Origin of the sequence: Janthinobacterium sp. UMAB-60, assembly GCF_900095235.1 — a bacterium.
Classification (GTDB): Bacteria; Pseudomonadota; Gammaproteobacteria; order Burkholderiales; family Burkholderiaceae_D; genus Janthinobacterium.
In genome coordinates this window covers 46,987-73,364 of the sequence record NZ_LT607487.1, presented here as the reverse complement: position 1 = coordinate 73,364, position 26,378 = coordinate 46,987, and the positions used below count along the sequence as shown (strand labels likewise).

20 protein-coding genes are annotated in these 26,378 nt (G+C 64.8%); 8 read left to right on the top strand and 12 right to left on the bottom strand.

Features of this window, described 5'->3' with window-relative positions; translation table 11 throughout:
- Nucleotides 1–8: 8 nt before the first annotated feature.
- Nucleotides 9–2,738, top strand: coding sequence for a hybrid sensor histidine kinase/response regulator (locus tag K0F86_RS11770; RefSeq protein ID WP_257572137.1), 2,730 nt, complete (start codon nucleotides 9–11; stop codon nucleotides 2,736–2,738).
- Here K0F86_RS11770 and K0F86_RS11765 read toward each other — a convergent pair.
- Both K0F86_RS11765 and K0F86_RS11760 read right to left on the bottom strand, forming a co-directional pair.
- Nucleotides 2,723–3,634, bottom strand: coding sequence for an alpha/beta hydrolase (locus K0F86_RS11765; protein ID WP_219134567.1), 912 nt, complete (start codon nucleotides 3,632–3,634; stop codon nucleotides 2,723–2,725). The two genes, K0F86_RS11770 and K0F86_RS11765, sit on opposite strands and share 16 nt — an antisense overlap.
- A 2-nt stretch (nucleotides 3,635–3,636) precedes the next feature.
- Nucleotides 3,637–6,786: an FAD/NAD(P)-binding protein gene (locus tag K0F86_RS11760; RefSeq protein WP_257572112.1), complete on the bottom strand. Its 3,150-nt coding sequence runs from the start codon at nucleotides 6,784–6,786 to the stop codon at nucleotides 3,637–3,639.
- A 194-nt stretch (nucleotides 6,787–6,980) separates the two neighbouring features.
- Here K0F86_RS11760 and K0F86_RS11755 point away from each other — a divergent pair, with 194 nt between their 5' ends.
- Nucleotides 6,981–7,523: a phosphohydrolase gene (locus tag K0F86_RS11755; RefSeq protein WP_219134566.1), complete on the top strand. Its 543-nt coding sequence runs from the start codon at nucleotides 6,981–6,983 to the stop codon at nucleotides 7,521–7,523.
- Nucleotides 7,524–7,890: 367 nt separating this feature from the next.
- A complete protein-coding gene (locus K0F86_RS11750; protein WP_257572111.1) occupies nucleotides 7,891–8,484 on the top strand; it encodes a response regulator in 594 nt (197 codons plus the stop codon).
- A gap of 417 nt (nucleotides 8,485–8,901) precedes the next feature.
- Here the strand turns inward: K0F86_RS11750 and K0F86_RS11745 are convergent, their stop codons facing one another.
- The gene (locus tag K0F86_RS11745) at nucleotides 8,902–9,123 is read right to left on the bottom strand and encodes a hypothetical protein (RefSeq protein WP_219134565.1); all 222 of its coding nucleotides are present in this window, start codon (nucleotides 9,121–9,123) and stop codon (nucleotides 8,902–8,904) included.
- Between the two features lie 220 nt (nucleotides 9,124–9,343).
- On the opposite strand from K0F86_RS11745, the gene K0F86_RS11740 reads away from it, so the two are divergent.
- Both K0F86_RS11740 and K0F86_RS11735 read left to right on the top strand, forming a co-directional pair.
- Nucleotides 9,344–9,937 carry a chromate transporter gene (locus tag K0F86_RS11740; RefSeq protein WP_219134564.1) on the top strand — a complete coding sequence of 198 codons (594 nt, stop codon included), beginning with the start codon at nucleotides 9,344–9,346 and terminating at the stop codon, nucleotides 9,935–9,937.
- Nucleotides 9,934–10,518, top strand: coding sequence for a chromate transporter (locus tag K0F86_RS11735; RefSeq protein ID WP_219134563.1), 585 nt, complete (start codon nucleotides 9,934–9,936; stop codon nucleotides 10,516–10,518). Before K0F86_RS11740 ends, K0F86_RS11735 begins: the two co-directional genes overlap by 4 nt.
- 2 nt (nucleotides 10,519–10,520) lie before the next feature.
- On the opposite strand, the gene urtE is transcribed toward K0F86_RS11735, so the two are convergent.
- The 7 genes from urtE to K0F86_RS11700 form a co-directional block, all read right to left on the bottom strand.
- Entirely contained in the window at nucleotides 10,521–11,219 is a 699-nt protein-coding gene (gene urtE / locus K0F86_RS11730) for an urea ABC transporter ATP-binding subunit UrtE (protein WP_219134562.1), read from the bottom strand.
- A 2-nt stretch (nucleotides 11,220–11,221) separates the two neighbouring features.
- Nucleotides 11,222–12,052, bottom strand: coding sequence for an urea ABC transporter ATP-binding protein UrtD (urtD, locus tag K0F86_RS11725; RefSeq protein WP_219134561.1), 831 nt, complete (start codon nucleotides 12,050–12,052; stop codon nucleotides 11,222–11,224).
- Entirely contained in the window at nucleotides 12,049–13,164 is a 1,116-nt protein-coding gene (urtC, locus tag K0F86_RS11720; RefSeq protein WP_219134560.1) for an urea ABC transporter permease subunit UrtC, read from the bottom strand. Before urtC ends, urtD begins: the two co-directional genes overlap by 4 nt.
- Nucleotides 13,161–14,747: an urea ABC transporter permease subunit UrtB gene (urtB, locus tag K0F86_RS11715; protein WP_219134559.1), complete on the bottom strand. Its 1,587-nt coding sequence runs from the start codon at nucleotides 14,745–14,747 to the stop codon at nucleotides 13,161–13,163. Before urtB ends, urtC begins: the two co-directional genes overlap by 4 nt.
- A 127-nt stretch (nucleotides 14,748–14,874) precedes the next feature.
- Nucleotides 14,875–16,128, bottom strand: a complete 1,254-nt coding sequence (gene urtA / locus K0F86_RS11710) for an urea ABC transporter substrate-binding protein (RefSeq protein WP_219134558.1) — start codon at nucleotides 16,126–16,128, stop codon at nucleotides 14,875–14,877.
- Nucleotides 16,129–16,314: 186 nt separating this feature from the next.
- The gene (locus tag K0F86_RS11705) at nucleotides 16,315–17,103 is read right to left on the bottom strand and encodes a DUF4349 domain-containing protein (RefSeq protein ID WP_219134557.1); all 789 of its coding nucleotides are present in this window, start codon (nucleotides 17,101–17,103) and stop codon (nucleotides 16,315–16,317) included.
- Nucleotides 17,104–17,119: 16 nt separating this feature from the next.
- Complete coding sequence (locus K0F86_RS11700; protein WP_219134556.1) at nucleotides 17,120–17,719, bottom strand: transglutaminase family protein; 600 nt, start codon at nucleotides 17,717–17,719, stop codon at nucleotides 17,120–17,122.
- 264 nt (nucleotides 17,720–17,983) lie between these two features.
- Between K0F86_RS11700 and K0F86_RS11695 the strand changes: the two genes are divergently transcribed.
- Genes K0F86_RS11695 through K0F86_RS11685 form a run of 3 tightly spaced genes read left to right on the top strand, consistent with a single transcriptional unit; the run spans nucleotide 17,984 to nucleotide 23,207 of the window.
- Complete coding sequence (locus K0F86_RS11695) at nucleotides 17,984–18,559, top strand: DUF2760 domain-containing protein (protein ID WP_219134555.1); 576 nt, start codon at nucleotides 17,984–17,986, stop codon at nucleotides 18,557–18,559.
- Complete coding sequence (locus K0F86_RS11690; protein WP_219134554.1) at nucleotides 18,556–20,424, top strand: Hsp70 family protein; 1,869 nt, start codon at nucleotides 18,556–18,558, stop codon at nucleotides 20,422–20,424. The genes K0F86_RS11695 and K0F86_RS11690 overlap by 4 nt, the downstream gene beginning before the upstream one ends.
- Before the next feature lie 5 nt (nucleotides 20,425–20,429).
- Complete coding sequence (locus K0F86_RS11685) at nucleotides 20,430–23,207, top strand: Hsp70 family protein (RefSeq protein WP_219134553.1); 2,778 nt, start codon at nucleotides 20,430–20,432, stop codon at nucleotides 23,205–23,207.
- A gap of 174 nt (nucleotides 23,208–23,381) precedes the next feature.
- Here the strand turns inward: K0F86_RS11685 and K0F86_RS11680 are convergent, their stop codons facing one another.
- Nucleotides 23,382–24,923: a CHASE2 domain-containing protein gene (locus K0F86_RS11680; protein WP_219134552.1), complete on the bottom strand. Its 1,542-nt coding sequence runs from the start codon at nucleotides 24,921–24,923 to the stop codon at nucleotides 23,382–23,384.
- Nucleotides 24,924–25,042: 119 nt separating this feature from the next.
- Complete coding sequence (locus tag K0F86_RS11675; protein WP_257572110.1) at nucleotides 25,043–26,371, bottom strand: serine hydrolase; 1,329 nt, start codon at nucleotides 26,369–26,371, stop codon at nucleotides 25,043–25,045.
- Between the last annotated feature and the right edge of the window lie 7 nt (nucleotides 26,372–26,378).

The following is a 26,378-nucleotide window of genomic DNA, read 5'->3' as shown; positions in this document are numbered from 1 at the left end:
TTCCGCACCTGGGCAGCGGCGGGCAACTGTTTCTCGCTGGAAATGACACCGCGCCTGCCGATGCGGCCGCCCTGCCCGCCTGGCTGGCGCGCCAGCGCCCGGCCGGACAAGTCGACCTGTTCGGCGGCGCCTACTGGCTGCATGCGCAGGTGCGCAACGACAGCAACGTGGCGGCCTGGGTCATCGACCCGAACGACACCCTGATCGACCTGGTCGACCTGCACGTGTATGGCCCCGCACCGCACGCGGCGCCGCGGACCTTGCTGACGGGCTACCAGCGCCCGCATGAGTATTTGCTGCACTACGGCAGGAACGTACAGCTGGCGCCGGGCGCCACGTATGACATCCTGATCCGCTTTTCCAGTCCTTATTATGCGCGCGCGCCCCAGTTCGGCGTGAGGACGCAACAGGACTACCGCAAGCTGGTGGCCAAGGAAAACTTCCTGATGGTGGCGTCCATCGGCGCCCTGCTGGCGCTGGGCCTGTTCAATTTCTTCATCTTTTCCATCACCCTGGACAAAGCCTCGGCGTATTACGCGCTGTACGTGCTGACGTATGGCCTGGCCTGGGCCATGACTTTCCACGTCTTTGCCGACCTGTTCGACTGGCACCAGCTGCAGCTGCATTACGTGCCGTTCTTCCTGCTGCCCGTCTTCAGCACCCTGTTCTACATGCATTTCCTGCGCCTGCGCGACTATTCGCCCCTGCTGTACCACCTCAGCAAGGTCAACCTGGTGCTGCCCCTGCTGCTCTTGCCCAGCTGCTTCGTCGCCCTGTCGTATGCGCACACCCTGGCCACCATCGCCATCAGCATCTGGATGCTGCTGGCGCTCATCTGCGGCATCGTCGTCTGGTGCCGCGGCTACCAGCCGGCGCGCTTCTTCGTGCTGGCCTTCGTCGCCCTGATCCTGCCCGGCGTCCTGATCCTGCCGGCCAACCTGGGCCTGATGCCGGCCATGGTGGCCAACGCCCAGCTGGTGACCCTGCTCGGCGGCACCTTAGACGGCTTGCTGCTGGCCTTTGCCCTGGCCGACCAGATCCGCCTGCTGCGCAACAACCTGGAACAGCGCGTGCAGGAGCGTACCCTGGCGCTGACCCTCAGCAACGACGCCCTGCTGAAGGCCAAGGAGCACGCGGAAGTGGTCAGCCGCCACCGCATCGATTTTCTGTCCGCCATGAGCCACGACATCCGCACGCCGCTGGCCGGCGTGATCGGCATGCTGAAGTTCGCCCTGCGCGACCAGTCCGTCAAAGGCCGCACGCAGGAATACCTGCGCATCGGCCTGCACAATGGCGTCTCGCTGCTGACCATTCTCAACGACATCCTCGACTTTTCCAAGATCGACGCGGGCAAGCTGACCCTGGAAACGGTGGACTTCGACCTGCTGGCGCTGATCGGCGACGCGGCCGGCATCGTGCAGGGCCAGGCCGACGCCAAGAGCCTGCTGCTGCGCCGCGAACTGGCGCTGGACCTGCCGCGCTACGTGCGCGCCGATCCCACGCGCCTGCGGCAAATCCTCATCAACCTGCTGGGGAACGCGCTGAAATTCACGGCCAATGGCGAAGTGCTGCTGGAAGTGCGGCGCGCCCGCACGCCGCCGCGCCGCGATGGCCGCAGCGAGATCGAATTCATCATCAGCGACACGGGCCCCGGCATCGACGCGGACACCTTGCCGCGCCTGTTCCAGAAATTCGAGCAAGCCGACCATTCCACCACGCGCCGCTACGGCGGCACGGGACTGGGCCTGGCCATCTGCAAGGAACTGGTCGAACTGATGCAAGGCAGCATCGGCGTGGAAAGCCGGGTCGGCATCGGCTCGCGCTTCCATTTCATCTTGCCACTGCATGACGGCAGCGCGCCGGCGGCCGACGCGCGCCGGCCCACGCGCCAGGCGCGCCATGCCTGCCGCCTGCGCATCCTGTGCGCCGAAGACGTGCGCACCAACCAGATCATCATCGGCACCCTGCTCGAAGGCATGGGCCATGAGGTGACCATCGTGGAAAATGGCGAACAGGCGCTGCGCGCGCTGGGCACGGGCGCCTACGACTGCGTGCTGATGGATGGCCGCATGCCGCTGATGGATGGCGAACAGGCCGCGCGCCTGATCCGCGACGGCGGCAACGCGCAATTCCCCATTCCCGACGCGCACATCCCCATCCTCGCGCTGACGGCCAACGCCAGCGAACATGACCGGCAACGCTACCTGGCCTGCGGCATGGACGACTTCCTCAGCAAGCCCGTCGACGAAGCGCTGCTGTTCCAGAAAATCGACGCCATCATCGACCTGCTGCTGGCGCGCGGCCACGCCCTGCCGCCGGCCGTGCCCTCGGGGGACGACACCCTGGCGCGCCAGTTCGGCCTGGACGACGCCAGCACCACGGAAACGCCGGCGCCGGCCGATCCCATGACGGCGCCCGTGCACATCCTGCCGCTGGCAGGCCTGTCGCCGCAGCACTTGCAGCGCATCGCGCAAGCGTTCCTGATGGAAGCGCCGCGGCGCCTGGACCTGGCCAGCCACGCCGTGCGCGATGGCAACGCCAGCGCGGCCGCGGCCGCCTTCCACGCCTTGAAAGGCAGCGCCGGCTACCTGAGCCGCCCCACCCTGCACGGCCTGTGCCACCAGATGGAAGCCCTGGCATCGAACGGCCAACTCGATAACGTGGAGCAATTCCTGCCTCAGCTGCAGGCGGCGCTGGACGTGGCGCGGCGCGACCTGGAAACTCAGCCGGGAGCCTGAGGCAGCCAGCCATGCGATCGCAGCCACGCCAGCAGCAGTTGCGGCCAGGCGGCCGGCTCGCTGCCCGGCTTGCCCAGGCCCCAGCCATGGCCGCCGCTCTGGAACTGGTGCAGCTCCACGGGCACGCCCGCACGGCGCAGGGCGGCGGCCATCCATAGACTGTTCTCGGGCGGTGAAATCGGGTCGTCCAGCGCCTGAGCGATGAACATGGGCGGCGTGCGCGCATCAACGTGCAGTTCCACCGACAGCGCGTCGCGCGCCGCCTGCGTGGGGTGACTTCCCAGCAGCTGCTGCTTCGCATGCGTCGTGTCGAATGGCCGCTGCATGGTCAGCACGGGGTACAGCAGCACGGCAAAGTCGGGCCGCGCCGATACGCCATCGATCGCATCGACGGGCGCATACAGGGCCGCATCGGGCTGCACGGCCGTCATGCCGGCCAGGTGCGCGCCTGCGGAAAAGCCCAGCATGCCGATGCGCGCCGGGTCGATGCGCCACTCGGCGGCGCGCGCGCGGATCACGCGCATGGCCCGCTGGCCATCCTGGAATGGCGCGGCCACCCCGCCGCCCTCCTGCGGCAGACGGTACACGAGTTCAAACGCCGTGACGCCCTGCGCCTGCAGCCAGCTGGCGGCCGGGCCGCTTTCCTTGCCCGCCTCGATATGCGCATAACCGCCGCCGCTGACGAGCACGATGGCCGTGCCATTCGGCTGCGCCGGGCGATGCACGATCAGGTAAGGCTGCTCCACCTGCGTGATGGAACCCCTGGCGCTGGCGCGCTGCGGCCCCGGCGCCGCGCCGCCGGGCGGCGCGCCGGGCCATAGCAGCAGCGCGCCGGCCGGCGCGGCAACCGCGTGCGGGTGGACCAGGACAAGACACAACAGCATCAGGCGTCGCATGGCTAGAAGTCCTTTTCGCCCTGGATCACGGCCGGATAGCCCGTCATGGCGCGCGAGGTCTGCATGCCGGCCATCACGGCCGCTTCCACGCAGCCCGCGTTGAGGCCCGTCCTGATCCAGTCGCCCGTGAGGAACAGGTTACTGAAGCCCGATTGGTCGGTGGCCAGCCGGTACTGCGTGCTGCCCACCACCGACATCACGTAGCGCTCAGATGGATCGACGTTGGCGCGCCAGTACTGGCTATCGAAGCGCGCCGGCCCCGTGCCGGCCTTCGCGTCGACCAGCCATTGCCACGGGAACGCGCCGGGCGCGCCCGCCTCGGGCCACAGCGCGCCGATCTCGCGCTCCAGCTGGTGCAGCGCGCCCTGTTTTGCCTGGGCCGCGCAGCGGGCGGGAAAGCCCGTGTCGGTGACGGGCGGGTAGCTGTCGACGGGGAAGGCGCTGCAAAAATAGGACACATTCTTCGGCGCCAGCCCCGCCGGCCAGTCTTCGTGCGCCAGCAACTGGTCCATCGGCGCCCACGTGTCGTACGGCTCCGTGAAGGCCGACAGCACGGGCTGCTGGCCTTTCGGCTGCGTGGTCCAGCCCATCTGCGCCAGGTTTTTGTTCAGCCACACCTGATAGGCCTGCGTGGCCACGGTTTTTACCTTCTCGGCCGCCAGCTGCAGGGCCGGGCTTTGCGCCAGCAGTTGCGGGCATAAAGCTGGCAGCGAGCCGATGGAAATGCCGAACACCACCTTGTCGAAATCGACGCCCTTCTTCAATACCGTGGCGGGCAGCTGGCGGCCGAACGCTTGCTGATACTGCTGCGGCCAGTCGCTCCAGTACGATTCCAGGTTGACTTCCTGCGCCTGCAGCAGCGCCGCCTGGGCCGGTTCGATCTGCGCGTAATCGGGCGCGCTGGGCCAGCAAGCCAGGCCTTTCACATCCACCAGCGGCGCGTAGCCGGCGGCCGGGTCCTTCAATTGCACCTGCTGTGTGATGCGGATGCTGTCGATGTCGCCCGCGCCCGGCACCAGCTCTTCCACGCGCTGGAAGAATCTGAATTCCACGCCCCGCTTGGCGAGCACCTGGTACAGCGGCGTAAAGATCGTGTCGCCCATGCCGGCCTGCATCTTGAACATGATGCCGCCCTTGTAGGCCAGGCCGATGCGCGCCATCGCCCGCAACAGGGTGCCCGCCTCGATGTTCGGTTTCGCGAAATCGCCGCCCTCGTAGGCGAACACCAGGTCGTAAAAACCCCGCACGGGCGCCGAATTGACGCTGAACTGCTCGTCGCCGCCATGTTTTTTCAGCCAGGCGCGGAAATCGATGTCGTTGATGACGTCAAAGCCGTGCTTGAACACGCCATCCTCGAACATGCCCTTCATGACCGTGATGCCCAGGTCGAGGCAGGTGAACAGGCGGCGCAGTTCGTCGTCGCCATCGATCAGCGCGCGGTAGCGCAGGCGCAGCCAGGCGCGGATGCCGTTCAGGGTGCTGGCCAGCAGCTGGTGGCGGGCCTGGTCGTGGCGCGAGGAGTCCGGCGCAAGGTCGGCCACCAGCGCCGCCAGCGCGCCCACGGACAGGCCCACGTCCAGCCCCAGTTCATCGGCCTGCCCCACCACTTCGTCGGCCAGGCGGCGCAGCCAGCCCGGCCACACGCCCTCGCCTTGCAACGCGCTGGCGCTGGCACTGGCACGCTCTATGCGCGCGTCGGCATCGGCCACCTGCCGGATCTGGCGCAGCCACTGCTCGATCCAGCCCACCATGGCGATGGCCATCTGCCACAGGGTGATGTCTTCGCCGCCCTCGCCCGGCTCGCCCGGCAAGGTGGGAAAGACGATGGACCAGTTGCGCCGCTGGCCCTTGACGTCTTCCGACAGGGCCACGTAATCGTGCTGCTTGAACGCGTCGCGCCAGGTGGCCAGCGGCGCGCCGGGCGGGCGCTCCAGGCTCGCATACGCTTCCTTGATCATCTTGAAGGCGTTGGCGTAAAAGCCGAACCAGATGTGCAGACCGTGTTCCTCGATGCGCTGGCCCACTTGCGCATTGCGCCCGCTGGCGCCCTTGCCGCCCAGGCGCCAGCCCAGCTGGTAGACGGTGATGGCATGCCGGTTTTGCCAGCCCGGCTGGCTCGTCAAGTAATAGGCCGCCGTCATGGCCGCCACGCCGCCGCCGAGGATGGCGATCTTTTCCGGCGCGATCCGCGAATTGTCGACCAGTTCCTCGCCCGGCATGGCCGTGAAGTCGAAGTTCACATGGAACGGCAGGATCGCCGCCTGCGGCCCCAGCCGCAAACCCAGGGTCTGCTCCAGCGGGAAGCTGTCGAACGCGTGCAAGGTGCATTCATACTCGTAGCCGAGCAGGCGCGCGCTGTGCAGGCGGTTGATTTCGGCCGGCGCAGCCACCAGGGCCTGGTACACGGCTTTCACGCCCGCGCTGTCGGGGAATTGCTTGAGGAATATCTGGTCGATGCGGGGGGTGCGCAACAGCGACAGGATGTCGGCCCAGCCGGCCTGGTCCATGTCGAAGAAATCGGGAATGGAGAGGAAAATATGGAACGCTTGCTCGATGAGTTCGAGGAAACTGTTGACGGGTTTGTGCGGTCCCGTCTGCACGGTGGCATTGACTTCCAGCAGCGGGTGCAAGGCCAGTTTCGTTTCCGGCGAAAAATGCTGGAAACCCTTGGCGGCGATGGCGCAGCGCAGCGGCTCGCTGCCGGCGGCGGGAATGGCGTAGTCGCACAGATATTTCGGATAGCCGAACAGTTCGCGCCCGTTGATCAGGGCCATGGCGTCATCGACGAAAATATGGCACGGGTACCAATAGATATGCGCGAGCTTGCCCGCCGCATCCATTTCGCCCACCATGATCCAGGTGACGATGTCGACTTCCGTGATCCAGCCCTTGGCCTGGTCGACGGGATTGGCCGAGTCCGCATGGTTGACGCGCGTAAACGTCAGCATCACATACGGCGACAGCGCTTTCAGGGTCATCTTGCTGCCCGCCACCTGGTTCAGGGTGGTATTCACGGTCGATTGCAGTTTCGCCAGGTCGCCCCTGACGAAATAGCCATACATTTCCGACTGTTTCAGGCGCAGCGGCGAGTGCATCATCACCGAACCGCCCTGATAGATATACGAAGGTCTTGCCGAAGGTTGCGCCGTCATTGCCCTGCCCCTGTGAAATTTCAGACAAACAAGATTGCTACAGTGTATTGAGAAAGAACAATGAATGATATGAAATAAATGAAAGGATTTGCCAAGATGCATAGGCTCAGCAGCTCGCCACACGCGCGCCGCGCCGGGGCAAGCCTGGGCCATCGGGTGTACGATGAGCCATCTTGCATATCCGAGCACAGGCAATGATTACCACCGACTATGTTTCCACTTATTCCGGCAACCGTTTTTATCCCTTGCGCCCGCATATCGACAAGGTAGTCATTGAAGACATTGCCCATGGCCTCGCTTATCAGTGCCGCTTCAATGGACAGACGCAAGTGTTTTACTCGGTCGCCCAGCACAGCCTGATCGTCGCCGAACTGGTGCCGCCCCATTTGCGCCTGGCCGCCCTGCTGCACGACGCGGCGGAAGCCTACCTGGGCGACATGGTGAAGCCCTTGAAAGTGCTGCTGCCGGAATTTGCCGTGCTGGAAGACAAGGTCAGCGCCATCATCGCCGCCACGTATGGCCTGGATTTTTCCGATTACGCGCCCATCAAGCGGGCCGACCTGATCGCGCTGGCCACGGAAAAGCGCGACCTGATGCCGCACTCGGCCGAGCGCTGGGCCTACCTTGACGGCATCGCCCCCTTGCCCGGTATAATCGAAGCCATGGGTCCGGCCGAAGCCAAGCAGCGCTTCCTGCATGCGTTTGCCCAGCTGAGCGGGCTGGGGCTGGCGGCGTGAATGCTTCCGCCCTGCGCACGAACGGGCGCTAAGCCCCGGTTTTTACACGGCTTTTTCAGATATCCACAGCAACTGTGGATAAAGTTGTTGATAAGCCCCTCTTGACAAGCCGCAACACCAGTACAGATGCGGCTTTCAACAATTTGCTGATTTCACAGGCAATTTTTTACCCCAATGAAATCAATGACTTAGAATTATGATTTTGCGCCAGAACAAAGTTACTCGAACACCATGAAAATATATTTTGCTGTGCATAAGCAATCTTGCTCCAGGCCGACTTGCCTGAACCGCATTGTTTTGACAAACCCCGCAGACTGGCATAGTGTGGAGTGAGTGAGCACGATCAACGGTGGGTAAATGCATGAATATGGATAGCGACAGTGCCGCCAAGGGAGCGGACGAACCCGACTGGCTGGTCGAGGAGCCACTCGGGCGGGCAGACGCGGCGGCAGAGTCCGCCAACGCGGCGCCATGGCGCGTGCTGATTGTCGATGACGATGTCGATGTGCACGTGGTGACCAAGTTCGCCCTCAGCCAGGCCAGTTTCCAGGGCCGCAGGCTGAGCTTTTTGCACGCGTATTCGGGCGCCGAGGCGCTCGCCTTGCTGCGCAACACACAAGATATCGCCGTGGTGCTGCTCGATGTCATCATGGAAACTCAGGATGCCGGGCTGCAAGTGGCGCGCCAGGTGCGCGAAGACTTGCACAACAGTGCCGTGCGCATCATCCTGCGCACGGGCCAGCCTGGCCAGGCACTGGAACACCGCATCATCATCGACTACGACATCAATGATTTCTGGTGCAAGACCGACCTGACCACGCGCAAGCTGTTTACCACCGTGATCGCCTCGCTGCGCACCTACGCCACCTTGCGCGAAGCGCAGCAACAAGTCGCCGACCTCGCCGCCGCCTTGGCCCACTGCGGCGACGCGCCAGCGCCACCGGCCGGTGGCAAGCCCTGAGCATCGGCCGCTACTTTCAGTCATAAAAACAAAAGCACTGGATAGGCATACAGGCTTGCAACATGCCCCATTCTGGCCCATCTTGCTGGCCGATCGCATGCGCTGACCGGCGCCTATTTCCTAAGTAGCGGATTGTTAAGCGCTTTTTCAGATATCCACACGGACTGTGGATATCTTTGTGGATAAGCGCCTATTGACAGGCTTCAAAGCCACAGCCCGTGCGGCTTTCAATAAACTGCTCAATCAAACAGCAAAAATAAAACCCATTAAAATCAATTACTTAGAAATTCACACATATTCACAAGAAAATTATTTCGCCAATTTCGTTAACCCATCATTTGTGCATAACTGAGCCGTAATGATCAATCCGACAACACCGGACTGGCGCTGCCGGCAACACAGTTGCCGTGCGGATACTCAATGCACGGTCTGGCGGCGCTGCTCCGGATGCAGCAGCACGCGTTCGATCAGTTCCGGGGCGACATTGTATGACTTCAGGTATTCCAGCGCACACAAGGTACTGAAGGCGGCCTGCACGGCGATGCCCAGGTTGACGATGTCGCACATCTTTTGATCGACCCGGGCATGCGGCAGCATGGTTTTGACAGGCATATGCAGCGTTTCTGTGGAATGAGGCATGATGAACAACTCCTGCGAAGGGGAACGGAGGGGTGCAGACGGCGTAGCGGTACGAACCGCACCAGCGCTGACAGGAACAGTGGTCGTGTTGCCGATAAAGTATTGCCGATAAACTCTCGAAGTCAATGGCAGGGAAACATGAGCCACGGTTTTTTTCTTGCAGGCACAACTGGAGCCGAAAGCGATGGACAAGCGCAATCGGCCACGGCGATAATCAGCCATGCCCTCATCCCCCCTTTCCACCCTGCCGCCCGCCCCGTCCCGCCCGCAACCGGCCTCGCTGGCCGACCTGTTCTTCTCGTTCACCTGGCTGGCCTTGCAGGGGTTCGGCGGCGTGCTGGCCGTGATCCAGCGCGAAATGGTCGAACGCAAGCGCTGGCTGACGCAAGAGGAATTCCTGGAAGACTGGGCCGTGGCGCAAATCATGCCAGGACCGAATGTCGTCAACCTGTCGCTGATGGTGGGCGGGCGCTATTTCGGCTTGCGGGGCGCGCTGGCGGCGCTGGCCGGCATGCTGGCCGTGCCCCTCGTCATCGTGCTGCTGCTGGGCGTGCTGTACACGCGCTTTGGCGACAACCCGCAGATGGCGGGCGCCTTGCGCGGCATGGCCGCCGTGTCGGCTGGCATGATCGCCGCCACGGGCGTGAAACTGGCGACCGCGCTGGTCAAACATCCGCTGCCCCTGTGGCTGACCTTGTCCATCACCGTGCTGGGCGTGCTGATGGTGGCCGTGCTGCGCTGGCCCCTGCTGTACATCCTGCTGGGACTGGGCGGCATCGGCTGCCTGCTCACGTATCGAAAGCTGTCCGCATGAATCCGCCCCTGCAACTGGTGTTGAGCGCGGGCGACTGGCTGAACCTGTTCGGCCACTACCTGATGCTGTCGCTGATGTCGATCGGCGGCGCCATCTCCACCACTTCCGAAATGCACCGCTTCCTCGTCGAGCAGCACGGCTGGCTGACCCAGGCGCAATTCAATGAGTCGATCGCCATCGCCCAGGCCGCGCCCGGCCCGAACGTGCTGTTCGTCGCCCTGATGGGCTGGAACGTGGGCATGAATGCGGGCAGCTACACGGCCGCCTATCTCGGCGTGTTCATCACGATGGTGGGCATCATGCTGCCCAGCACCACCCTCACCTATGTGGCAGCCCAGTGGGGCTACCGCAACCGCGACCTGCGCCCCGTGCGCGCCTTCAAGCAAGGCATGGCGCCCATCGTCGTCGCCCTGCTGATTTCCACGGGCATGATCTTGGGCGGCGCCAACCATGACCTCCGCACGGACTGGCCCCTGTGGAGCCTGTCCATCGTGGCCGGCCTGATCATCTGGCGCACGAAGATCCATTTATTGTGGCTGCTGGCGGCCGGCGCCGTGCTGGGCTGGCTGCAGTTGGTGTAAGCCTACACGGCCAAATGGCGCTTCACCTCCTCGCCATCCATCTGTTCCGCCGTGCCGCTGGCCACCACGCTGCCGCGCGACAGCACGATGAAGTCGTCGGCCAGTGCGCGGGCAAAATCAAAATACTGTTCGCACAGTACGATGGCCATGTCGCCCCGCTGTTTCAACAAGGCAATGACACGGCCGATATCCTTGATGACGGAAGGCTGTATACCTTCCGTCGGCTCGTCGAAGATGATCAGTTGCGGTTCGGCCAGCAGCGCGCGGGCGATGGCCAGCTGCTGCTGTTGCCCACCCGACAAATCGCCGCCACGCCGCTGCAGCATCTCCTTGAGTACGGGAAACAGTTCATACACGTGGGGATCGATGCGCGCAGCCAGCCTGCCCCGTTTCACCGCCATGCCCATCAGCAAGTTTTCCTCGACCGTCAGGCGCGCAAAGATATCGCGTCCCTGCGGCACATAGGCGATGCCCAGCTTTGCCCGCGCATGCGGCGCCAGTTTCGTGATGTCGCGCCCCTGGAACACCACCTTGCCCTGCGCCACGGGCAGCACGCCCATCAGGCATTTCAACAAGGTCGTCTTGCCCACGCCATTGCGACCCAGCAAGGCCAGGCATTCGCCCTTGCGCGCCGACAGATTGATGCCACGCAAGGTATGCGAGGAGCCATAGTATTGATTTAACTGTTGCACTTCGAGCATGGTTACCTTCCCAGATAGACTTCGATGACTCTCTCGTCGGCTTGCACTTCGTCCATGCGGCCCTGCGCCAGCACGGCCCCTTCGTGCAGCACGGTGACGATGCCTTGCTGGGCAATTTCCGTGACGAAACCCATGTCGTGTTCGACCACCATGATGGAGTGCTTGCCGCGCAATTCATTGAGCAATTCCGCCGTGCGCGCCGTTTCCGCGTCCGACATGCCGGCCACCGGTTCGTCCAGCAGGATCAGCTGCGGCTCCTGCATCAAGAGCATGCCGATTTCCAGCCACTGCTTTTGCCCATGCGACAGCAAGCCCGCCAGCCGCGCCTCGTGGCCGTTCAGGCGTATCAAGCGCAATATCGCTTCGATCCTGCCTGCCTGCTCGGACGTCAAACGGGCAAACAGGGTGGGCGCCACGCGCTTGTCCATCTTCATCGCCAGTTCCAGGTTGTCGAACACCGTGTGCTGCTCGAACACGGTGGGCCGCTGGAACTTGCGGCCGATGCCCGCATGGGCGATCTGCGCTTCCGTCATCGTCGCCAGATTCATGGTCTGGCCGAACCAGGCCGTGCCGGACGTGGGCCGCGTCTTGCCCGTGATGACATCCATCATCGTCGTCTTGCCCGCCCCGTTAGGGCCGATGATGCAGCGCAACTCGCCCACGGAAATATCGAGGCTCAGCTTGTTAATCGCCTTGAAGCCGTCAAACGACACGCTGATGTCTTCCAGGTACAAAATGGCGCCGTGCGTCGTATCGACGCCCTCGCCTTTCACGCGCGAATACGTGGGGCCAGCTTCGGCGCCGGCCATGCCGGGCAACATGCGGATACTCATGCGGCCTCCTCTGCCACGGCGGGCTTGCGTCTGAACTTGCTCAACACGCCCAGCATGCCTTGCTGCATGAACAGGGTGACGACGATGAACAGCAGGCCCAGTGCGAACAGCCACAGCTCTGGCAAGGCAGCCGTGAACCAGCTTTTCAAGCCGTTCACGGTGAAGGCGCCCAGGATGGGGCCGAGCAAGGTGCCCCGCCCGCCCACGGCCACCCACACGACCATTTCGATGGAGTTGGCCGGCGACATCTCGGACGGATTGATGATGCCCACCTGCGGCACGTACAGGGCGCCAGCGATGCCGCACAGCACGGCGGATAAAGTCCAGACGAACAGCTTGAACCACAGCGGGTTGTAGCCAAGAAACATCAAGCGCGCCTCGCTGTCGCGCACGCCCTGCAGTACGCGGCCCAGTTTCGAGCGGACAATGGCGCGCGCACCGATCAAGGCGGCCAGCAGGAAGGTGAGCGTCAGCAGGAACAGCACGGCCCGGGTGGCGGGTGCCGTGATGCTGTGGCCCAATATCGTCTTGAAATCCGTGAAACCGTTGTTGCCGCCAAAGCCGGTGTCATTGCGGAAGAACAAAAGCATGAACGCATACGTCATCGCTTGCGTGATAATGGAAAAATACACACCCTTGATACGCGAACGAAACGCAAAGTAACCGAAGACAAAAGCCAGCACGCCTGGCACCAGCACGACGAGGGCCATGCAATACCAGAAGTGTTCCGTGAAGGCCCAGTACCACGGGTAAGTCTTCCAGTCGAGAAACACCATGAAGTCGGGCAAGCTGCTGTGGTACTGGCCCTGGTCGCCGATGGCGCGCATCAGATACATGCCGTGCGCATACGCGCCCAGCGCAAAGAATACGCCGTGGCCCAGCGACAGGATGCCCGTGTAGCCCCAGACGAGGTCCAGCGCCAGCGCGGCCAGCGCATAGCACATGAACTTGCCCACCAGCGCCACCGTGTAGGCGGACACGTGCAGCGCATGCCCTTCGGCAAACGCCAGGTTAAAAATCGGCAAGAGCGCCGCCAGCACCGTGCAGGCGGTAATCGCCAGCCAGACGGGCCGCGTGAACAGGCCCTGCTTGATCGGGTAGGAGGTAGTCATTCGACGCTGCGTCCCTTCATGGCAAACAGGCCCTGCGGCCGGCGCTGGATGAAAATGATGATGAAGACGAGAATGGCGATCTTCGCCAGCACGGCGCCCGCCACCGGTTCGAGGAATTTGTTGACTTCGCCCAGGCCCAGCGCGGCGATCACGGTGCCGGCCAGCTGGCCCACGCCGCCGAGCACCACCACCATGAAGGAGTCGACGATGTAGCTTTGGCCCAAGTCCGGCCCCACATTGCCCAGCTGCGACAGGGCCACGCCGCCCAGGCCCGCGATGCCGGAACCGAGGCCGAAGGTCAGCATGTCGACCTTGCCCGTGGCCACGCCCACGCAATCGGCCATGCGGCGGTTTTGCGTGACGGCCCGCACGAACAGGCCCAGCCGTGTCTTGTTCAGGATCAACCACACGGCCGCCACGACGACGATGGCAAAGCCGATGATGGCCAGCCGGTTGTACGGCAGCACAAGGCCGCCCAGCACGGTGACGCCGCCCGACATCCAGGCCGGGTTCGCCACTTCCACGTTTTGCGCGCCGAAGATCGTGCGCACCGTTTGCATCAGGATCAGGCTGATGCCCCAGGTGGCCAGCAGGGTTTCCAGCGGCCGCCCGTACAGCCAGCGAATCACCGTGCGCTCCAGCATCACGCCCACCAGGCCGGCAACAAAAAAGGCGGCCGGCAGCGCTGCCAGCAGATACGCCTCCTGCATGCCGGGCAAGTAGCTGCGGAAAAACAGCTGGCACAGATAGGTCGTGTAAGCGCCTATCATCAGCAATTCGCCATGCGCCATGTTGATGATGCCCATCAAGCCAAACGTGATGGCCAGGCCCAGCGCGGCCAGCAGCAGCACGCTGCCCAAAGAGATGCCGTAGAACACATTGCCGGCCAATTCCATGCGCGCCACTCTGCCCTTGATCTGGCGCATGGTTTCGATGGCGGCCAGCTGCACGGATTCGTCCGGCTCGCCGTCCTTTTCCAGCATGGCTTGCAGCACGGGCAGCAAGCGCGCATCGCTGCTGCCGGCCAAGTCCTGCACGGCAGCCTTGCGCGTGGCGGCGTCCGGCGCATGCAGGTTGGCGCTGGCGATCAGCACCTGCAAGATCTGTTTGATGTCAGCATCGCTTTCCCGCGCCAGCGCCGTGCGGATCAGGGGAAGCTGCGCGGGATCGACGGCCTTCTGCAAGGCTTGCGCGGCGGCCAGCCGTTCGGCGCGCTGCGGTGCCAGCAGCTGCAAGCCCGACAAGGCGCCCGCCACGGCCGCGCGCAAGCGGTTGTTGACCATCACGCCGTCGATGCCATCCGGCACGGCACCCAGCTGGCCCGTGGCGGGATCGTAGGCTTGCTCGCCGTCGACGACATACACCTTGCCGTCGGGCGCGGCATACAAGGCGTCGTCCCGCAAGGCGTGCAGCACACGGGCAGCCTCGGGCGTGGCCAGGGCGGCGATCCGGGCGACGGCCGCAACTCTGGCATCGGGGTCGTCGCCGGACAGCGGCTTGAGTAATTCTGGAGGGATGGCGGCCTGCGCCAGCGAGGATAGCAACAGGCAGGAGAGGACCAGCAGGTTGAGGAGGAGCTGCATGTGCGTTCCAAAGAATGACTGCACGGGGGCGTATGCTGCCCCCAAAGGCGACGACTGGGGTCGGATGGGGACGCCTAGTCCCTGAGGGTCCGACCCCGGCAGTTGCTGCTGGGTTAAATATCAGCACCTACAGCTTCTGCTTGCCCTCATTGCCCTTGATATACGGGCTCCACGGCTGGGCGCGGATCGGTTCCTTGGTTTTCCACACGACATTGAATTGCCCATCGGCCTTGATCTCGCCGATCATCACGGGCTTGTGCAGGTGGTGGTTCGTCGCATCCATGGTCAGGGTGAAGCCCGATGGCGCCTTGACGCTCTGGCCCGCCATGGCGGCGATCACCTTGTCCGTGTCCGTCGATTTCGCCTTTTCCACGGCTTGCGCCCACATGTGGATGCCCACATAGGTCGCTTCCATGGGGTCGTTCGTCACGACGGAACCCGCGTTCGGCAACTTTTGCGCCACCGCGTACGCCTTCCACTGCTTGATGAAGGCCGTGTTGACGGGATTCTTGACGGATTCGAAATAATTCCACGCCGCCAGATGCCCCAGCAGCGGCTTGGTATCGATGCCGCGCAGTTCTTCCTCGCCCACGGAAAACGCGACGACGGGCACGTCCGTGGCTTTCAAGCCCGCATTGCCCAGCTCCTTGTAGAACGGCACGTTCGAATCGCCATTGATGGTGGAAATGACGGCCGTCTTGCCGCCCGTGGAAAACTTTTTGATGTTGGCGACGATGGTTTGATAGTCGGCATGGCCGAACGGCGTGTAGACCTCGCTGATATCGCTATCCTTGACGCCTTTGCTTTTCAGGAAGGCGCGCAAGATCTTGTTGGTGGTGCGCGGATACACATAGTCCGTGCCCAGCAGCACGAAGCGCTTGGCGCCGCCGCCATCTGTGCTCATCAGGTATTCCACCGCCGGGATCGCCTGCTGGTTCGGTGCGGCGCCCGTATAAAACACATTCTTTTCCAGCTCCTCGCCTTCGTACTGCACCGGGTAAAACAGCAGGCTGTTGAGTTCCTTGAACACGGGTAGCACCGACTTGCGCGAGACCGACGTCCAGCAGCCAAATACCACGGCGACTTTATCCTGCGCCACCAGTTGTCGCGCTTTTTCCGCGAACAGCGGCCAGTTCGACGCGGGGTCGACGACGACGGCTTCCAGCTTCTTGCCCAGCACGCCACCCTTGGCATTGATCTCGGCGATCGTCATCAGCGCCACATCCTTGAGCGACGTTTCGGAGATGGCCATGGTGCCCGACAAGGAGTGCAAAATGCCCACCTTGATGGTATCGGCGGCCAGGGCCGCCTGCATGGTGGTGGACATGGCCAGAGCCAGTGCGCCGGCGGCGGCCGCTTTCAGGATGATGCGTCGTGACATGGGGACTCCTGTGATGTATTCATGGGGGACGGACTGGGCATACGATGTTGTTAAAGCAGAATGCATGCCAGCAGCACCAGGCGTCCGCCATGGTGCACGCGGCCCGCGCCGCACGAAAAAAAACCTGGCTGCACAAGGACTGTGCAGCCAGGTTTCAAATTGCCGTAAAACGGTGCGCGGCAGACTTTAATTCTTGCGCGGCACTCCGCGCAAACGGCGCCAGCCCTTGCGTCCCAGCGGGAACAGCAGCACGAACGCGAGCAGCCATGGCAGGATATACGCCATGGCCGTGATGGCGTTGGCCACGCCTTCCGACAGGTTTTCCGTGAAATTGCCCAGCGCCCGCTTGACGGGACGCCAGAATGACTGCTTGCCTTCGGCGCTGATGGCCACGTTCAGCAAGTCCGTGTCGATGCGCTGCATCAACAGCGCATCGGCCGCCGTCGCCTGCTCCAGTTCCACTTGCACGGTGGCCAGTTCCTTGGTCACCTTGATCAGCGCATCGACGTTCGCGCCCGAGCGCTTTTCCAGGTCCTGCAACTGCGCCTGGTACTGCTTGAGCATGTCCAGGCGCTTCTTGCTGTCGAGCACGGGGCGCCCCAGGTCTTCCACCTTGGTGCCCTGGCTGCTGACGTCGCCTCCGGCCGCGACCAGCGCCACGAGCTTCTTGATGCCGGCCGGCTTGGCGCGCATGCTGATGCGCGCGTGCACGTAACGGCCGCCGTCGATGCTGGAATCGAGCAGCAGGCAGCCATTTTCCGTGTCGGCCTTGCAGGCGGCGACGACTTTTTCATACAGGGGCCGCACTTGCGCCTCGTGCGTATCGACGCTGACATTGTGTTCATAGGCAAGGAACTCGCTGCCTTTTTCCTTGCCATCGAGACGCGCGGCGCTGGACTGGCCCGCGCTCTCGCCCTTGCCGCCGCAACCGGCCAGCAGCAACAGGCCGATCAGGCTGATATACACTTTTTTCATGATTTCTTTCTTTGAATTATTTTTGAACCGGCAACATCTCAACATCGGGCAAATGCGCGGCCACGTCCTGCACCGTGGCATATTGCGTCAGCGCGGCCACCACCTGCGGCAGCGGCTCCGCCCAGATTTCCGGCAAATCGCGCTCGTCGGGCGCCAGCACGGGAAAGGCCAGCTGTTCCTGCGGCGGCGTGAAGGCAGCCACGACGCCAGGCTTGTTGCCGCGCGCATCGATGCGGTACCAGCCAAACGCTTGCAGATACACGGCGTTCAAGCCGTGCAGGCAGAACGGCGGCCCCACTTCGCCCACGGCCAGGCGCTGATAGCACAGGCCGGCAGGAATGCCGTTGGCGCGCAGCAGCGCGGCCAGCAGATGGCTCTTTGCATAACAGTATCCGGTGCCATGCTGTAAGACGTCGGAAGCGCGGCAGGTGACGGGATTGCGCTGGTAATCCCAGCTGTGGGCGATCTCGTCGCGCACGAAGGCAAAGCAGCGGGCCGCGATGGCGGCGTCGCCCACCGCGCCGGCAGCCAGTGCGGCGGCTTTGGCACGCACGGCCGGATGCTCGCTGTCGATATACGTGCTGCTGGCCAGATATATGGAAAAGTCGGTGGACATGGCATCAAGGGCATGCGAAAAGATAATGCGCGATTCTAGTCGACGCCGGCCGAAATCGAGCGTTTCCTTGCGCAGAAACAAAGAAAATCCATGCGTCAGGCTGGCTGCGCCGGGGCCGGCGGCTTTGGCGGCGGCCCGGTAGCTGGTATCATGCGGGCAAACGCAGCCGGCCCTGTCGGCCCGGCACCTGCACTACCCTGCGAAGCGGCCCCGCCACCCGGCGCGCCGCCGACGCCACCCTACAGATCAGAGAAACGAGTTCCTATGAGCACACCATCGTCCCACCCATCGTTCTGGCGCCGAGTCCCGCTGGCTTTCGGCGCCTTCTTCAGCACCCTGTCGGACGCCGCCTATGCGGCCCGCGTGGAAAAGCTGTCCTTGCCCGAGGCTGCACCCGTCGCCCCCGTGGCGCCAGCCCCCGTGCCGGTGCCGGCCGCCGCTCCTGTCATATTAAAAGAAGCGACGCCGGACGCCGCGCTGCAACTGCTGGCGCTGCTGCAGCGCGAAGCGCGATTGATCGATTTTACCCAGGAAAACCTGGGCAGCCATGCCGATGCCGACATCGGCGCGGCCGCCCGCGTCGTGCATGAAGGCTGCGCCAAGGTCATGCGCGAATACTTCACCATCGAAGCCGTGCGCCAGGAAGCCGAGGGCAGCCGCATCGTCCTGCAGGAAGGTTTTGACAGCGCCCAGGTACGCCTGACGGGCAACGTCGTCGGTTCGGCGCCATTCACGGGCACCCTGAGCCATCGCGGCTGGCGCGCTTCGAGCGTGCGCCTGCCGAAACTGAGCGGGCAGCACGACGCCGCCATCCTGGCCCCGGCCGAGGTGGAACTGTGAACGATACAACGAACAACAGCCCGCGCTACGCCATCGGCATCGACCTGGGCACCACCCACAGCGCCCTGTCGTATGTGAACCTGGTCGAGAGCGACGGCGAGCAATCCAGCCACGGCGTGCTGAAAGTGCCGCAGCTGTCGGCGCCGGGCACCGTCGAAGATCTTGCACTGCTGCCGTCCTTCGTCTACCTGCCGCACGCCGATGAAGTGGCGGCGGGCGACCTGGCCCTGCCCTGGGTCACCGAGGAAGCGGAAGCGCCGTTCGTCGTCGGCGAAATGGCCCGCAGCCGCGGCGCCACCACGCCGATTCGTCTGGTATCGAGCGCGAAAAGCTGGCTGTGCCACCCGGGCGTGGACCGCCGCGCGGCGATTTTGCCGAACGACGCGCCGGCCGAAGTGCCGCGCATCTCGCCGATCACGGCCGCCACGCGCTACCTGACGCACTTGCGCCAGGCCTGGGACAACGCCCACCCGCAAGCGCCGTTCGCCGAGCAGGAAATCACGGTGACGATTCCCGCCTCGTTCGACCCGGCCGCGCGCGAGCTGACGATGGAAGCGGCGCAGGCCGCCGGCTACACTGCATTGACCCTGCTGGAAGAGCCGCAGGCGGCCCTGTACAGCTGGATCCAGACCAGCGAAGGACGCTGGCGCAAGGAAGTCAAGCCGGGCGACATCATGTTAGTCGTCGACGTGGGCGGCGGCACCAGCGACTTTTCGCTGATCGCCGTGCTGGAACGCGACGGCGTGCTGGAACCGCACCGCGTGGCAGTCGGCGAGCACATCCTGCTCGGCGGCGACAATATGGACCTGGCGCTGGCCCACCTGGTGGCGCGCAAGCTGGCCGCCAACGGCACCCAGCTCGACGCCTGGCAAATGCGCGCGCTCACTTACGGCTGCCGCAGCGCCAAGGAAAGCCTGCTGGCCGACAGCGGCCTCGATGTGGCACCGATCGTCGTGCCGAGCCGCGGCTCGAAACTGATCGGCGGCTCCATCCGCACGGAACTGACGCGCGCGGAAGTGTCCACCTTCATTCTCGACGGTTTCTTCCCGCAGGTGGAAGCGTCGAGCCGCCCTGCCGTGCGCACGCGCGCCGGCCTGACGCAACTGGGCTTGCCGTATGCGCAGGACGCGGCCATCACGCGCCACCTGGCGGCGTTTTTGGGCCGGCAAGTGGCGGCGACCAGCGAACTGGAAGGTTTTGCGGGCCGCCAGGCCGAAGGCGCCAGCTTTTTGCACCCGACGGCCGTACTGTTCAACGGCGGCGTCTTCAAGTCCGACCTGCTGGTGCAACGCATCATGGCGACCGTCAACGACTGGCTGTACCTGGAAGGCGCGGAACCGGCGCGCATGCTGGCCGGGGCCGACCTGGACCTGGCCGTGGCGCGCGGCGCGGCCTACTACAGCTACGTGCGGCGCGGCCATGGCGTGCGCATCCGCGGCGGCACGGCCAGTTCCTTTTATGTCGCCATCGAATCGGCCATGCCCGCCATCCCCGGCATGGAACCGCCGATCCAGGCCCTGTGCGTGGCGCCGTTCGGCATGGAAGAAGGCAGCGAACTGGAACTGCCGGGCCAACAATTCGGCCTCGTGGTGGGCGAACCCGTGCACTTCCGCTTCTTCGCCTCGTCCACGCGCCGCAACGACCAGATCGGCGATTTGCTCGACTTCTGGGGACCCGATGAATTGCAGGAGCTGAGCGAAATCCAGGCGACCCTGTCCGCCGAAGGCCGCTCGGCCGGCGACGTCGTGCAAGTCAAATTGCACGCGCGCGTGACGGAAGCGGGCACGCTGGAACTGCTGGCCGTTTCCCCTGACGGCGCCGAGCGCTGGAAGGTGGAATTCGACGTGCGCGGCACGCCGCAATAAGCGCCATGGGCAGCGCTGTGGGCAAGCCGGCCTTCCTGGTCGGCATCGACCTGGGCACCACCAACACGGTGGTGGCGTATGCGGCGGCTGGCGATGCGCAGGCAGGAATAAACCTGTTCGCCATCGAGCAACTGGTCGCTCCCGGCGAAGTGGGCGCACGCCCCCTGCTGCCCTCCTTGCGCTACCCCCCCGCCGGCGGCGAGCTGGCGGCGGGCGACTTGCCGCTGCCATGGCCACAAGTCGAGGCGGCGGGTGAGGAAGCACCGGTGCTGGGCACCCTGGCGCGCCAGCTCGGCGCGCAAGTGCCGGGCCGGCTCGTTTCCAGCGCGAAGAGCTGGCTGTCGCACGCGAACGTTGACCGCCAGGCGCCGATTTTGCCGTGGGGCGCCGATGCCGACGTGGCCAAGGTGTCGCCCGTGGCGGCCAGCGCCAGCTACCTCGCCTACGTGCGCGCCGCGTGGAATCACCGCTTCCCGCAGGCTCCGCTCGAAGAGCAGGAACTGGTGCTGACCATCCCCGCCTCGTTCGACGAGGGTGCGCGCGCACTCACGCTGGAGGCGGCGCGCCTGGCGGGCTTGCCCACCTTGCGCCTGGTGGAAGAGCCGCAGGCGGCCTTTTATGATTACCTGCACCGGCGGCGCGCCACCTTGCGCGCAGACCTGGCCGACACGCGCCGCATTTTAGTGTGCGACGTGGGCGGCGGCACCACCGATTTCAGCCTGATCGACGTCGCCTTCGACGACGATGGCGCACCGCAGCTCACGCGCAGCAGCGTGGGCAATCACCTGATCCTCGGCGGCGACAATATGGACCTGGCGCTGGCCCACCTGGTGGAAACGCGCATGGCCGCAGGCGTCGTGGGCGGCATGAAGCTGTCCGCCGCGCGCTTGTCGCAGCTGATGGAGCGCTGCCGCGCCGCCAAGGAATTGCTGCTCTCCAGCGACGCGCCCGAGAGCGTCACCGTGACTTTACTGGGCGCGGGATCTCGCCTGATAGGCGCCAGCCGTTCCGCCGACGTCACGCGCGAGGAAGTGGCGGCCTTGGTGGTCGACGGCTTCTTCCCGAAAGTTGAGCAAAACGATACGGCGAAAAAGGGCCGCGCCGGCATCGTCGAATTCGGCCTGCCGTATGCGCAGGACGCGGCCATCACGCGCCACCTGGCCAGTTTCCTGCAGCAGCACCACGGCGAGCTGCCAGATACGCTGCTGCTGAATGGCGGCGTGTTCCGCGCCGATGCGCTGGCACGCCGCCTGGCCGCCACCCTGGAACACTGGAGGGGTCAGCCCCTCACCATCCTGCATAACGACAATCCCGACGTGGCCGTGGCCCGTGGCGCCGTCGCCTACGCGCTGGCGCGGCGTGGCCAGGCGCCGCGCATCGGCGGCGGCTCGCCGCGCAGCTATTTTCTCGTGCTGGGCGAGGCGGGCAAGGACAACCGCGCCATCTGCATCCTGCCCCGTGGCAGCGCCAGCGGCGAAGAAATCCGCCTGACGCAGCGCCTGTTCGCGCTGCGCCTGGGCCGACCCGTGCGCTTCCACCTGGCCACTTCCCTCTTTGAGGCGGGAGCGCCGCCCAGGCTGGGCGAGATCGTCGACCTGGACGCGGGCGAGTATCTGCGCCTGCCGCCGCTGGCCAGCGTGCTGCATGATAAACAGGATGCCGGCGACAAACGCGAAATCACCGTGCAGCTGGCGACAGTCATGACGGAAGTCGGCACGCTGGAAGTACACTGCGTGGCCGAAGCCGATGCCGGCCAGCGCTGGCTGCTGGAATTCCAGTTACGGGGCGAAGAAGAAATGCACGCCGAAACGTCCACCGTCTCGCCGCGCGTGAAGGAAGCGGTCGAAAAAATCGAGCGCATCTTCGGCGGCAAGGCGCAAAAGGTCGAAACCAAGGAAGTACGCCAGCTGCGCCAGCACCTGGAACGGGGACTGGGCGGGCGCGAAAGCTGGGAGACGCCGCTGCTGCGCCAGCTGTTCGACGCCTTGCTACAACGCGCGCGTGGCCGGCGCCGCTCCGCCGAACATGAACGTGTCTGGCTGAACCTGGCCGGCTACTGTTTGCGGCCCGGCTATGGCGATGCGCTCGACCCGTGGCGCATCGAACAGCTGTGGGCCCTGTTCGACATGGGCATCCAGCATCACAAGGACAACCAGGTGTGCGCCGAATGGTGGACCCTGTGGCGCCGCGTGGCCGGCGGCTTGAGCACGCAGCAGCAATTGCGCCTGCTCGACGACTTCGCCTTCAACCTGCAAGCCGATGCGGCCCAGCGCGGCGGCCGCCCCGTCACCCTGGTGAACGGCAGCGACGACGACATGCTGCGCCTGGGCGCCTCGCTCGAGCGCATCCCCGGCGCCTACAAGGCGGAAGTGGGCGCCTGGCTGATCAAGCGTCTGCAGAAGGCGGATAAAAAGGGCGAAGCGGCGGACACGAACACCCTGTGGGCGCTGGCCAGGGTCGGCGCGCGCCAGCCCTTCCACGGCAGCGCGCACGAAGTGGTCGACAGCGCCACCGTGGCCGAATGGCTGACGATGCTGCTGGCGCTGGACTGGAAAAAGACGGAACCGGCGGCGTTTGCCGCCGCGCACCTGGCGCGCATGACGGGCGACCGCTCGCGCGACATCGCCGACGACTTGCGCGCCACTGTGCTCGCCCGCCTGAAAGCCGTGGGCGCCCCGCCCCTGTGGCAGGCCATGGTCAGCGAAGTGACGCAACTGGACGAAGCTGTTACCCGCCGCATGCTGGGCGAGGCGCTGCCGCAGGGCTTGAAGCTGATCGGCTGAAACCATGGGTCACGCAGGTCGGATTAGCGTAGCGTAATCCGCCAGGCATCGCCAACAATGTTGTCGGATGACGGCCTGCGGCCTGATCCGACCTACCCTTCGCTGCGCGCGCCGCAATACCGCGGCAAACTATCGGCCAGCCATAGCCAAGCCATTGCGGCACGCCGCCTTGCGCTAAATCACGGCGATGATCAACAGCACCACCGCCAGCGGCGCCTGCACCAGCACGATGCCGGGATGCGTGCGGCGCAGCTGGGCCCACACGGACAGGCCCGGCACTTCTTCGTGCGGGTGGTGGGCTTCGTCGCGCAGCGACATCGCGTGCAGGAACATGCCGGCGATCAGGGGGCCGGGATTGACCCACCAGCCCTGCTCGAGCAAGCCGCGCGCCAGGTAGATGGCCAGCGCGCCGATGACGAAGGGCGAAGCCCACACCAGCACCAGCATCAGGCGGATGCCATAGAATTCAAACAAAGTACCCACGCGGTGCAAGCGGCTGAAATCGTGGTCTTCCATGCGCTTGTCGATGGCCAGTTCGGCGCGGCCATACAGCGTCCACAAGCCGCCGAACAGGCAGCCCAGCAGCACGCCGATGACGATGTCGGCCACGAACACCGCATATTTGTTGACGTCGGCCGTGCCGATGCCCAGCGAGGTGTGGGCGGCCGCGTGCAGGTGCAGGCCCGCCTGTTCGCCTTCGGCCGTCGTATAGCGGTCGCGCACGTCATAGGTGCTGCCGATATACACGACGTTCTTGCGTGGTGCATTCGCCGCCACGCCGGCCTGGCCATCGATCAGTTGGACGCGCGTGCGCGTGCGGTTCACAAATTGCGGCGCCACGGCGGCCGGGTGAAACGGCGCCGTGACGGCGTTCTGCTCGGCCGCATCCTTCGCGTCGCCGTGGATGACGGGTTCGAACGCCCAGCGCGCCAGCTCCTTTTCGCTGCCCGTGCGCCGCGCCAGCTGGCACACGCGGCCAGCCAGCGCCAGCCCTTGCTTTTGCTCGGACAAGGCGGCCGGCATCGGTTGCTGCTGCTCCTGCTCGTCGGCGCCATGCGCCAGCTCGAAGGCCACGGCCGCCAATACGGGGCTTTTCAGTTCGATGCGCGTGACGGCGCCCATGCGCTCGCGGATCCGCGGGCTGGCGAAGTGGATGCCGGCCGCGCAACGCGCGCGTATCCACGACAGGTTCGCGTTTTGGTCCGATTGTTCGGGCAGGATCAGCACCAGTTGCCGGCCATCGGCGGCCAGCCGGTCGAGCAGGCGGTCCAGCGGCCGCTCGCCCGCCTTGTGCTGCTCATACACGGCCGGCGCCAGGTCCAGGTCGATGGCCAGCACCTTGCTGCCGCGCGCGGCCGCGCTGGCGAGCAATTGTTCCAGGCGCGTGCGCTCCAGCGGTTCGCGTTCGTCGAAGACCTGTTCGAACGCGGGCTGGTCGATTTCGATGATGCCGGGCCGATAGGCGGCGCCCGGGTCCTTGCCCCGCTCCAGCAGCTGCCCCTGCGCCGCGCTGGCGCGCAGCATGGCCGCATCGAGCCATTCGAGCACGTGAAAACCTTCCAGCACCAGCATCAGCGCGGCGATCAGGCTGGCGCCGATCACGTGGTGCAGCAGATGCGTGCCCGTCAGCTTGAAGGCCGAGCCCAGCTGGGCGACCGGCCATAGCAGGCGCCGCCAGAGCGGCGGGCGCGGTTGATCTGGCTGGCTGGTTTTCACGGTGCTACTCCTTGCGTGCGGCGCTAAATTATCACTCATACAACAAGTAATGACGAAAGGACAGTATATTGCAGTTGCGTCCGTTCCGCCGCACGGCTGGCACAGGCCAGCCTGGCAGCTTACTTCGGCTTGGCCAGCAGCAGCTTGCCCAGCGCTTCGAAGGCCGGCGTGGTGGTCGGATCGTTCGCCGCATTGGCCGCCGTCGGCGTGGAAGCGAAGCGCACGATCACCATTTCCGCCTTCGGATCGACATAGATGCGCTGGCCGTACACGCCGCGCGCCATGTAGGCGCCATGATCGTTATGCGTGACCCACCACATGTCGCGGTAGCTCCAGCCCTTGAGCAAATCGTAGCCGCCCTTGGCGAACAGCTGCTTGTCGCCGCCGCGGCGGATATCGTCGACCGCCGCCTTGGGCAGTATCTGCTGGCCGTTGTAGCGGCCATCGTTGCGCAGCATTTCGCCGAAGCGCGCCAGGTCGCGCAAGCCCGCATTCAGGCCGCCGCCGGCAAACGGCGTACCCGTCGAATCGACCGTCATGTAGGCATCCTGCTCGGCGCCCAGCTTTTGCCAGATATGCTCGGACAGGTAGTCGTTGACGTTCTGCCCCGTGACACGCGCGATGATCCAGCCCAGCACGTCGGAGTTGACGGTGCGGTAGCCGAACGCCTCGCCATGCCGGCCCTCGTGCCGCACCGTTTGCAGGTACTCAAAATAGCTGCGCGGCCCCGTGTAATCCTTCGGCTTGGGCAGCGGGCTGCCGGCCGCCGCGTGCTGCCACACTTCCGCTTTCGGGTCGGCGTAATCTTCGCTGAATTTCAGGCCCGTGGTCATGTCGAGCACCTGGCGCACGGTGGCGTCGCCAAACGCCGACTTGGCCAGTTCCGGCACATACTCGGCCACTTTCTTGTCAGGATCGAGCTTGCCTTCGGCCACCAAGGCCGCGCCGATAGTGCCCATGACCGACTTCGTCACCGACATGGCGCCATGCTGGCCGCCTTCCTTCAGCACGCCAAGGTAACGCTCATACACGATGCGGCCCCGGTGCAGCACCACGATGCCGTCCGTGTAGTTGGCGCCCAGCGACTGCTCCCAGGTCATCGTTTCCGTCGCGCCCAGTGGCGTGAAACGCAGGCTGTCGATATCCTTGCGCAGCGCGCGTTTCAATGGCACGGGCGCTTTCAAGCCGCGCGCCACGTCCACCGTCGGCATCAACTGGCGGAAGTGCGACACGCTCCAGCGCAGCTGCGGGAAATTGAAATAGCTGCCGTCGTCGAAGCGGATGATTTTATCGGCCGGCGGCGGCGCGCCCACCATCCATTGCAGGCTAGCCGGATCGCTGGCGGCCGCTGACAGCGGCGCCGTCGTCTCTGCCGCGTGGGCACCGGCGGCCAGCGCCAGGCAGGCGGCGGCCAGGGCCAGGCGTTTCATGCTGGGAAAATCGTTCATGCGATGC

Coding starts and splice junctions, on each gene's coding strand:
- K0F86_RS11740 (WP_219134564.1), top strand. CDS start 9,344: ATGCCCTCATCCCCCCTTTCCACCCTGCCGCCCGCCCCGTCCCGCCCG.
- K0F86_RS11745 (WP_219134565.1), bottom strand. CDS start 9,123: ATGCCTCATTCCACAGAAACGCTGCATATGCCTGTCAAAACCATGCTG.
- K0F86_RS11700 (WP_219134556.1), bottom strand. CDS start 17,719: ATGTCCACCGACTTTTCCATATATCTGGCCAGCAGCACGTATATCGAC.
- K0F86_RS11705 (WP_219134557.1), bottom strand. CDS start 17,103: ATGAAAAAAGTGTATATCAGCCTGATCGGCCTGTTGCTGCTGGCCGGT.
- K0F86_RS11685 (WP_219134553.1), top strand. CDS start 20,430: ATGGGCAGCGCTGTGGGCAAGCCGGCCTTCCTGGTCGGCATCGACCTG.
- urtC (WP_219134560.1), bottom strand. CDS start 13,164: ATGACTACCTCCTACCCGATCAAGCAGGGCCTGTTCACGCGGCCCGTC.
- K0F86_RS11760 (WP_257572112.1), bottom strand. CDS start 6,786: ATGACGGCGCAACCTTCGGCAAGACCTTCGTATATCTATCAGGGCGGT.
- urtD (WP_219134561.1), bottom strand. CDS start 12,052: ATGAGTATCCGCATGTTGCCCGGCATGGCCGGCGCCGAAGCTGGCCCC.
- urtE (WP_219134562.1), bottom strand. CDS start 11,219: ATGCTCGAAGTGCAACAGTTAAATCAATACTATGGCTCCTCGCATACC.
- K0F86_RS11675 (WP_257572110.1), bottom strand. CDS start 26,371: ATGAACGATTTTCCCAGCATGAAACGCCTGGCCCTGGCCGCCGCCTGC.
- K0F86_RS11755 (WP_219134566.1), top strand. CDS start 6,981: ATGATTACCACCGACTATGTTTCCACTTATTCCGGCAACCGTTTTTAT.
- K0F86_RS11735 (WP_219134563.1), top strand. CDS start 9,934: ATGAATCCGCCCCTGCAACTGGTGTTGAGCGCGGGCGACTGGCTGAAC.
- K0F86_RS11750 (WP_257572111.1), top strand. CDS start 7,891: ATGGATAGCGACAGTGCCGCCAAGGGAGCGGACGAACCCGACTGGCTG.
- urtB (WP_219134559.1), bottom strand. CDS start 14,747: ATGCAGCTCCTCCTCAACCTGCTGGTCCTCTCCTGCCTGTTGCTATCC.
- urtA (WP_219134558.1), bottom strand. CDS start 16,128: ATGTCACGACGCATCATCCTGAAAGCGGCCGCCGCCGGCGCACTGGCT.
- K0F86_RS11695 (WP_219134555.1), top strand. CDS start 17,984: ATGAGCACACCATCGTCCCACCCATCGTTCTGGCGCCGAGTCCCGCTG.
- K0F86_RS11765 (WP_219134567.1), bottom strand. CDS start 3,634: ATGCGACGCCTGATGCTGTTGTGTCTTGTCCTGGTCCACCCGCACGCG.